We start from the raw sequence: 3,483 nt of genomic DNA on the forward strand, positions 1-3,483 counted from the left end.
GCACGGCCAAGAGGTGCTCACGCGCTTCCTCACCGAGATCGCAGGCCTCGAGCAGACCTGGACCGCCTCCAATATTGCGGAACAGCTTATCGACGCAGTCAAGCAACAAGTCGGCCCCAACGGCCGCGCCATCTGCGGCCTGTCCGGCGGCGTGGACTCCGCTGTCGCTGCTGCACTGGTCCAGCGCGCAATCGGTGACCGACTCACCTGTGTCTTCGTCGACCACGGCCTGCTGCGTCAGGGCGAGCGCGAGCAGGTCGAGACCGACTTCGTGGCTGCTACAGGCGCGAAGCTGGTCACCGTCGACGAGCGCGAAGCCTTCCTGGGCAAGCTCGCTGGTGTCACCGAGCCGGAAGCCAAGCGCAAGGCTATCGGTGCAGAATTCATCCGCTCCTTTGAGCGTGCCGTTGCTGGTGTGCTCACCGAATCTGGTGACGACGCACCCGTCGACTTCCTCGTTCAGGGCACCCTGTACCCGGACGTTGTCGAGTCCGGCGGCGGATCCGGCACCGCCAACATCAAGAGCCACCACAACGTCGGTGGCCTGCCTGACGATGTCGAATTCGAACTCGTCGAACCCCTCCGCCTGCTGTTCAAGGACGAGGTCCGCGCCGTTGGCCGTGAACTCGGCCTGCCCGAGGTGATCGTGAACCGTCAACCTTTCCCGGGCCCTGGCCTGGGTATTCGCATCATCGGTGAGGTTACTGAGGAGCGCCTGGAAACCCTTCGCGCAGCCGATGCGATCGCTCGTGAGGAGCTAACCAAGGCTGGCCTCGACGACCAGATCTGGCAGTGCCCGGTCGTCCTGCTTGCCGACGTTCGCTCCGTCGGCGTCCAAGGCGACGGCCGCACCTACGGCCACCCGATCGTCCTGCGTCCAGTTGCTTCCGAGGATGCCATGACCGCTGACTGGGTCCGCATCCCGTACGAGGTGCTGGAGACCATTTCCACCCGCATCACCAATGAGGTTGAGGACGTCAACCGCGTCGTGCTGGACATCACGTCCAAGCCGCCAGCCACGATCGAGTGGGAGTAACCAGCTTTTAGCGCTGACACCCAGGATTTAAGTGCCAGCGCTAAATAGTTAGTGCTAAATAGTTGATGCTAAATAGTCAGCGGATCTCGATTACATAGCTGCCTCAGGTGAGAATTTTTACCTGGGCTTTTGGAGCGAAGCTAAGGCCCCGATGTAATCGAGATCCACTCGTTTTATTTGTAATGCACTCCAAGCGAAGGTGGCGGCGTTGGCGTGCGCTGATGCAGAAGCCACCACGCGACAAACCCGGTGAAGATTCCTGCCAGCGGCGCTAATACTGCCCTGGGATCCGTGCCCAGCGTGACGGACGGGAAGAAGATCAGCAATCCGATCAACAACAGCCAGCCTGTGCTGCGGTCTCTGAGCACAACAGGACTCAGACGTTCTTTCGGTGTGAAGATCGCCTGTGCGGGGGATGTCTGCGTGCCAAAACGCGGCATGGTGAACCAGCACAGCAGGTACAGGAAAATGCCGCCGCCGATGATGAGCGCCAGCACAGCAAAAACGACGCGGACGAAGGTCACATCGACGTTATAACGCGCACCGATGCCCTCACAGATGCCACCGACTAGTGGGTTGCCACCTTGTTCTTTGGGGATCCGTGGCGGGCGCGTGTCCCACATGGCCTGAAACGAGCTGTTGGTGTCCATGGCTCAAGTATGCATTTGGCGGGCAAAGCTCGCTGGCTAAATGGCACGGGTCTAGGGGGAGGATCGAGAGATCCTTGCATGAAACCTGAATTCGCTGGCGTAGACAATGCCGCTGGCCTCTTTGAAGTCCCTGTTCAGGGAGGTTTCGCCGCCTTCGATCTTCGTCAGCGCGTCGAGTAGCCTCGTTGTGATTTCAGGTTTCTTCCTAAAACCTGAATATCGGCACTGCTTGTGTACTGGTTTGTGCACTTAAGGCCCTGGATTAGCTTATCCAGGGCCTGTGGATTCAGGTTTCGTGCAACGCAGCAAGAACTACTAGTCGGCGAGAACTACTAGTCGGGGAGCGCTGCTAGCCAGCGTGCGTTGCTAGTCGGCGTGCGTTGCTAGTCGGCGTGCGTTGCTAGCCAGCGTGCGTTGCTAGTCGGCGTATGCGAGGCGACGGGAGCCGTCGACATGCGGGTACAGTACCCACGCAGCGCCAGCAACGAGCGCGAATGTGAGCGTGACTCCCCAGGCTGGCCATTGCGCGAGAGGTGCGAGCATGAGCGCCAGCCACCAAAGCATTAACGGCACGAGCATGCTTATCGACGGCACCGTACTTACCCGCTTCTCTTCCGCGAATGCCCTCATCTCGCCCCGGTAGGGGTGGAGCAAAGTGATGGCGACAGCAAGGGCAACGCATCCGAGCGCGATGAGGAGTTTGGGGCCGATCGCGAGCTGGGAGACCATGACTGCGATGGATCCGGCGACGCCCACAGTTCCCATGACTCTGACGATGAGCGGAGTGGGGATTGGGGTGGTCCGGGTGCGGACGTCGTAGGCGTATATGGAGGTGGACGCTACCATATGACCTGCGATAGAAAATATGTTCGATAATTTCAATTGACCTTGGTTCGCCCGCGGAGCATAATCAGCTTCCGTGAGTGGAACAAGTGTTCGCAAGACGGTCGCGGAGGTGGACCTGGCGGCATCGACGGTATCGACGGGCTCCAGTGGTTCTGCGCACGCTGAACAGATCGCCCAGCTCCGCTCCAAAATGGCGCAGATCGGCGGTGCTGTCCCTGGTGGTGATGGGGATGGTACCGGCTTCGCACAGAAGATCACAGGCAGCGAAGATGTGGTTTCGCTCGGTGAGCAGTTTCGATTTCTGCTTCCTGGCGGTGGTCTACCGCGCCATGCTGTCACACATATGAGCGATACACCGGCGCTGGTTGCGGAGATGCTTCTCCACGTTGTGGAAGCAGGTGGTCACGCCGGTGTGGTGGGGTGGCCGGAATTGTCTTATGCCGGAATTGACCCGAAGTATCTGGGCCGCATTATCGCTGTGCCGGATCCAGGGGTGGACCCTTTGGGTGTTGCCGCGGTGCTCACGGAGGGGCTGGACTTGGTTGTGTATCGCTCGCCAGTGGCGCTTGCTCTCTCTCCGGTGCGGTGCCGTCCACTGTTGGGCAAGCTGCGCAAAGGTCGGGCAGCACTGATGATGGTTGGCGCAACGGTGCCGTCTCCTGCGCTGACTGTCACGGGCGATATTCAGGCTTTTCATGGCATTGGTCGTGGTACGGGCCGCATTACTGGTGTGGATATTCGGGTGCGGGCGCAGTCGAAGGGTGGGCGTCCGGCGTCGGCAAGCATCACTGTGGGGCAGGCTGCTGTGGAAGCGTCAACGCCTTAATCCCGCGTCAATCGATTTCAGTCTGGCAAGGACTGTTTCTTGTGACGGCGATCCGATTCGAAAAATGGCGTTTTTCATACGGGTACAAATGGAATCTTGAAGCGTCCTGGGTTTAGTTCCGCTTC

At 59.7% G+C, this 3,483-nt stretch carries 4 protein-coding genes; 2 read left to right on the forward strand and 2 right to left on the reverse strand.

What is annotated here, in order from left to right:
* The coding region (guaA, locus tag HMPREF2604_RS10125; protein WP_083299239.1) for a glutamine-hydrolyzing GMP synthase at positions 1-1,036 on the forward strand (1,036 nt) is incomplete at its 5' end.
* Positions 1,037-1,209: 173 nt separating this feature from the next.
* Here guaA and HMPREF2604_RS10130 read toward each other — a convergent pair.
* Positions 1,210-1,686, reverse strand: coding sequence for a PspC domain-containing protein (locus tag HMPREF2604_RS10130; protein ID WP_070516662.1), 477 nt, complete (start codon positions 1,684-1,686; stop codon positions 1,210-1,212).
* 417 nt (positions 1,687-2,103) lie between these two features.
* Complete coding sequence (locus HMPREF2604_RS10135) at positions 2,104-2,451, reverse strand: hypothetical protein (RefSeq protein ID WP_246818417.1); 348 nt, start codon at positions 2,449-2,451, stop codon at positions 2,104-2,106.
* 154 nt (positions 2,452-2,605) lie between these two features.
* Here HMPREF2604_RS10135 and HMPREF2604_RS10140 point away from each other — a divergent pair, with 154 nt between their 5' ends.
* Complete coding sequence (locus HMPREF2604_RS10140; protein WP_232755700.1) at positions 2,606-3,358, forward strand: hypothetical protein; 753 nt, start codon at positions 2,606-2,608, stop codon at positions 3,356-3,358.
* Positions 3,359-3,483 lie beyond the last annotated feature (125 nt).

This window comes from Corynebacterium sp. HMSC055A01, from assembly GCF_001809405.1.
GTDB lineage: Bacteria > Actinomycetota > Actinomycetes > Mycobacteriales > Mycobacteriaceae > Corynebacterium > Corynebacterium hesseae.